Below are 5,027 nucleotides of genomic sequence, written 5' to 3'. Positions count from 1 at the left end.
CTACACGCGCGTCAAGCACGTGATGACCGCCCTCGACTGGCCGGGATCAGTCGAGGGCGGTCATCACGTGCTTGACGCGCGTGTAGTCCTCGAAGCCGTACATCGAGAGGTCCTTGCCGTAGCCGGACTGCTTGAACCCGCCGTGCGGCATCTCGGACACGAACGGGATGTGCGTGTTGATCCACACGACGCCGAAGTCGAGGTCGCGGGACAGCCGCATCGCGCGGGCGTGGTCCTTCGTCCACACCGAGCTGGACAGCCCGTACCGGACGCCGTTCGCGAGCGCGACCGCCTCGGCCTCGTCGGCGAACGTCTGGACCGTGATCACGGGGCCGAAGATCTCGTCCTGCACCGCCTCGTCGTCCTGGCGGAGCCCGTCGACCACCGTGGCCTCGTGGAAGTACCCGCGCTCGCCCTGCCGGTGGCCACCGACGACCACGTCCGCGTGGTCGGGCAGCCGGTCGAGGAAGCCCACGACCCGGTCGAGCTGCGCGGCGTTGTTGAGGGGGCCGAACGACACGCCGGGGTCGTCGGGCATGCCCGTGCGGTGCGTGGCCGCGTGGGCGGCGAGCGCCGCGAGGAACTCCTCGTGCGCCGACGCCTGCACCAGGACGCGGGTGGCGGCGGTGCAGTCCTGCCCGGCGTTGAAGTACCCGGCGGCGGCGATGCCCTCGGCCGCGGCCTCCAGGTCGGCGTCGGCGAACACCACGACGGGCGCCTTGCCCCCGAGCTCCAGGTGCACCCGCTTGACGTCCCGCGCCGCGGACCCGGCGACCTCGGTGCCGGCGCGCACCGAGCCGGTGATCGACACCATGTCCGGGCGCGGGTGCTCGACCAGGGCGCGCCCCGTGTCCCGGTCGCCGCAGACGACGTTGAGCACGCCGGCAGGCAGGAACTCGGCGGCGATCTCGGCGAGCAGCAGCGTGGACGCCGGGGTGGTGTCGGACGGCTTGAGCACGACGGTGTTCCCCGCGGCGAGCGCCGGGGTGATCTTCCACACCGCCATCATCAGCGGGTAGTTCCAGGGCGTGACCTGCCCGATCACCCCGACGGGCTCGCGCCGGACGAACGACGTGTGCCCCGCCAGGTACTCCCCCGCCGCGAGGCCCTCGAGGACGCGCGCGGCGCCCGCGAAGAACCGGAAGTGGTCGGCCGACGGCGGCACCTCCTCGGTGGCGGTGAGGTGCAGCGGCTTGCCGGTGTCGCGCGACTCGACCGCGACGAGCTCGTCGGCGCGGGCGTCGACCGCGTCGGCGATCCGGAGCAGCGCGAGCTGGCGCTCCTGCGGCGTGCTGCGGCGCCAGCCCTCGAACGCCGCGGCGGCGGCCCGGACGGCGGCGTCGACGTCGGCGGCACCCGAGACGGGGGCCTCTGCGTACACCTCACCGGTCGTCGGGTCCACGATGTCGGACGTGCGGCCGTCGGCCGCGTCGACGGCCACGCCGCCCACGAAGTTCCGCAGGGCGAGCGGTCGGCCGGAGGTGCTGGTGCTCACGGTGCTCCCGTCTCAGGGCGTCGTCGGTGGCTGCACGCTAACGGCGGGCGGGCCGGCCGAAACAGACCCCAGCCGCGAAATCCCTGTAAACAGTGTGTTTCGACGCGTGAATCCGTCACCGATGACAGGCTGCACCACGGAATCACTTGCGCGGACGGCGCCTCCCGGGTCACGATCGACGGCGTGACCCCCCGCGCCACCGACCCCGCCGCCGGCCCCGCCAACGGACCCGCCGGGCCCGTACCGCCCGTGGTGCTCGACGACCTCTCCAAGGCGATCATCGAGCAGCTGCAGGAGGACGGCCGGCGTCCCTACGCCACCATCGCCCGGGCGGTGGGGCTGTCGGAGGCAGCGGTGCGCCAGCGCGTGCAGCGGCTCACCGACGCGGGTGTCATGCAGATCGTCGCCGTGACCGACCCCGTGCAGGTCGGCTTCGCCCGGCAGGCGATGATCGGCATCAAGGCGGCGGGCGACCTCGAGCAGCTCGCGGACGCCCTGGCCGACCTCCCGGAGGTCGACTACGTCGTCATCACCGCGGGCGGGTTCGACGTCATGGTCGAGGTCGTCTGCACCGGGGACGACCACCTCCTGGCGGTGCTCAACGACAGCATCCGCACGCTGCCCGGCGTGCGCGCGACCGAGACGTTCGTCTACCTCAAGCTGCGCAAGCAGCAATACGACTGGGGAACCCGATGACCGAGACGCTGACCTCCCTCACCCCCCGCGGGACCGACCGGCACGCCGCCGCCCGCGACCACCTGTGGGGCCACTTCACCCGCCAGAGCGCGTGGGAGGAGCGGGTCCCGACCATCGTGCGCGGCGAGGGCCACCACATCTGGGACGACCGCGGCCGCCGGTACCTCGACGGGCTCGCCGGCCTGTTCGTGGTCCAGGCGGGCCACGGCCGCGCCGAGCTCGCCGAGCGCGCCCGGCAGCAGGCCAGCGAGCTCGCGTTCTTCCCGCTGTGGTCCTACGCGCACCCGCAGGCCATCGACCTCGCCGAGCGGCTCGCCGGGTACGCCCCGGGCGACCTCAACCGCGTCTTCTTCACGACCGGCGGCGGCGAGGCCGTCGAGACGGCCTGGAAGCTCGCGAAGCAGTACTGGAAGCTCGTCGGCAGGCCCGGCAAGCACAAGGTGATCTCCCGGGCCGTCGCCTACCACGGCACCACCCAGGGGGCGCTGTCCATCACCGGCATCCCCAGCCTCAAGGCGCCGTTCGAGCCGCTCGTGCCGTCGACCACGCGGGTCCCGAACACCAACATCTACCGCGCGTCCGAGGAGCTGCGCGACGACCCGGAGGCCTTCGGGCGCTGGGCCGCCGACCGGATCGCGGAGGCGATCGAGTTCGAGGGGCCCGAGACCGTCGCGGCCGTGTTCCTCGAGCCGGTGCAGAACGCCGGCGGCTGCTTCCCACCCCCGCCCGGGTACTTCCAGCGGGTCCGTGAGATCTGCGACCGGTACGACGTGCTGCTGGTCTCCGACGAGGTGATCTGCGCGTTCGGCCGGATCGGTGAGATCTTCGCCTGCACCGACCTCGGGTACGTGCCGGACATGATCACGTGCGCCAAGGGGCTGACGTCGGGCTACTCGCCGATCGGCGCGACGATCGTCTCCGACCGGGTCTACGAGCCGTTCCGCACCGGGGACACGACCTTCTACCACGGCTACACGTTCGGCGGGCACCCCGTGTCGGCCGCCGTCGCGATGGCGAACCTCGACATCTTCGAGCGCGAGGGGCTGACCCGGCGGGTGCACGAGAACGCGCCGGTGTTCAAGTCGACGCTCGAGCAGCTCCTGGACCTCCCGATCGTCGGGGACGTGCGGGGAGCCGGGTACTTCTACGGCATCGAGCTCGTCAAGGACAAGACCACCCGGGAGACGTTCGACGACGCCGAGTCCGAGCACCTGCTGCGCGACTTCCTGTCCCCCGCCCTGTTCGACGCCGGCCTGTACTGCCGCGCCGACGACCGCGGGGACCCGGTCATCCAGCTGTCACCCCCGCTGACCTGCGGCCCGGCGGAGTTCGCCGAGATCGAGCAGATCCTCCGGGGCGTGCTCAGCGAGGCGTGGACGCGGCTGTGACCGCGCCGGAGCCGGGCCCCGCGCCGGCGGTGGCGTGGACGGCGGGCCGGGACCTCGCCGGCGTCTCGCTCTGGTTCGACCAGGTCGCCGCGGAGGCGCCGGTCGAGCCCCGCGAGCCGCTCGACGGCGACACCACCGCGGACGTCGTCGTGGTCGGCGCCGGCCTCACCGGGCTGTGGACCGCCTACTACCTGCTGGAGGCCGACCCGGCGCTCGACGTGCTCGTCGTGGAGCAGGCGGTCGCCGGGTACGGCGCCAGCGGGCGCAACGGCGGGTGGTGCTCCGCGCTGCTGCCCACGTCCGCGGAGGCCCTCGCCCGCCGGCACGGCGCGGAGGCGGCGCGGTCGATGCGCGCGGCCATGCGCGACACCGTCGTCGAGGTCGGCGGGGTCGCCGCGGCGGAGGAGATCGCCTGCGACTTCGCCTACGGCGGCACCGTCACCCTGGCGCGCACCCCGGCCCAGCTCGCCCGCCTGTCCGCCGAGGCCGAGGCCGCCGGCCGGTGGGGCGACGAGCTGGACCTGCTCAGCGCGGAGGAGGTCGCGACCCACGTCCGGGCCGACGGGGTGCTCGGCGGGACCTGGACGCCCGACTGCGCGCGCGTCCAGCCCGCCCGCCTCGTGCGCGGGCTGGCCGACGTGGTCACCGCCCGGGGCGTGCGCCTGGTCGAGGGCACCCGGGCCCTGCGGATCTCCCCGCGCGCGGTCGTCACCGACCACGGCACCGTGCGCGCGCGGCACGTCGTGCGGGCGGTCGAGGCGTGGACGGCCGCGTTGCCGGGGCACCACCGGGACCTCGCCCCGGTGTACTCGCTCATGATCGCCACCGAGCCGCTGCCGGCGTCGGTGTGGGACGTGATCGGCCTCGACCGCGGCCAGACGTTCACCGACGGGCGGCACCTGGTGGTCTACGGGCAGCGCACCGCGGACGACCGTCTCGCGTTCGGGGGCCGCGGCGCCCCGTACCACCGCGGCTCCGCGATCGAGCCGGCCTTCGACCAGGACCCGCGCGTCACCCGCGCGCTGCGGCGGACGCTCGTGGACCTGTTCCCCGCGGTCCGGCACGCCGAGATCACGCACGCCTGGGGCGGCCCGCTCGGCGTCCCCCGCGACTGGCACGCCTCCGTGGGGCTCGACGAGGACGGCATCGCGTGGGCCGGCGGCTACGTCGGGGACGGCGTCGGGGCCTCCAACCTCGCGGGCCGCACCCTCGCGGACCTGCTCACGGGCACCGACTCGGCGCTGACCCGCCTGCCCTGGGTCGGGCACCGCTCGCCGCGGTGGGAGCCCGAGCCGCTGCGCTGGGCCGGGATCACCGCGGGCCTGCGCGCGGCGGCCCTGGCCGACCGGGAGGAGCGCCTGACGGGCCGCGCCAGCCGCGTGGCGGCCGCGCTCGCCCCGCTGCTCGGGCACTGACCGCGCGCCCTCCCACTCCTCCCGCCCTCCCGC

At 74.4% G+C, this 5,027-nt stretch carries 4 protein-coding genes; 3 read left to right on the top strand and 1 reads right to left on the bottom strand.

Going from position 1 to position 5,027, the window contains the following annotated elements; genetic code table 11:
* Positions 1 to 46 precede the first annotated feature (46 nt).
* On the bottom strand, positions 47 to 1,495 hold the full coding sequence (locus tag KJP73_RS19000) for a gamma-aminobutyraldehyde dehydrogenase (protein WP_213284446.1): 1,449 nt from the start codon (positions 1,493 to 1,495) through the stop codon (positions 47 to 49).
* Between the two features lie 249 nt (positions 1,496 to 1,744).
* On the opposite strand from KJP73_RS19000, the gene KJP73_RS18995 reads away from it, so the two are divergent.
* From KJP73_RS18995 to KJP73_RS18985, 3 genes are read left to right on the top strand one after another with little or no spacing between them, the layout of a single operon-like run.
* Positions 1,745 to 2,191: an Lrp/AsnC family transcriptional regulator gene (locus KJP73_RS18995; protein WP_249669558.1), complete on the top strand. Its 447-nt coding sequence runs from the start codon at positions 1,745 to 1,747 to the stop codon at positions 2,189 to 2,191.
* Positions 2,188 to 3,579 (top strand): aspartate aminotransferase family protein, encoded by a 1,392-nt coding sequence (locus tag KJP73_RS18990; RefSeq protein ID WP_213284444.1) that lies wholly within the window; start codon positions 2,188 to 2,190, stop codon positions 3,577 to 3,579. The genes KJP73_RS18995 and KJP73_RS18990 overlap by 4 nt, the downstream gene beginning before the upstream one ends.
* Positions 3,576 to 4,994: an NAD(P)/FAD-dependent oxidoreductase gene (locus tag KJP73_RS18985; protein WP_249669557.1), complete on the top strand. Its 1,419-nt coding sequence runs from the start codon at positions 3,576 to 3,578 to the stop codon at positions 4,992 to 4,994. The genes KJP73_RS18990 and KJP73_RS18985 overlap by 4 nt, the downstream gene beginning before the upstream one ends.
* Positions 4,995 to 5,027 lie beyond the last annotated feature (33 nt).

Source organism: Cellulomonas hominis, from assembly GCF_901521055.1.
In the GTDB taxonomy this organism is placed as follows: domain Bacteria; phylum Actinomycetota; class Actinomycetes; order Actinomycetales; family Cellulomonadaceae; genus Cellulomonas; species Cellulomonas endometrii.
This window is presented reverse-complemented; position numbering and strand designations above follow the sequence as displayed.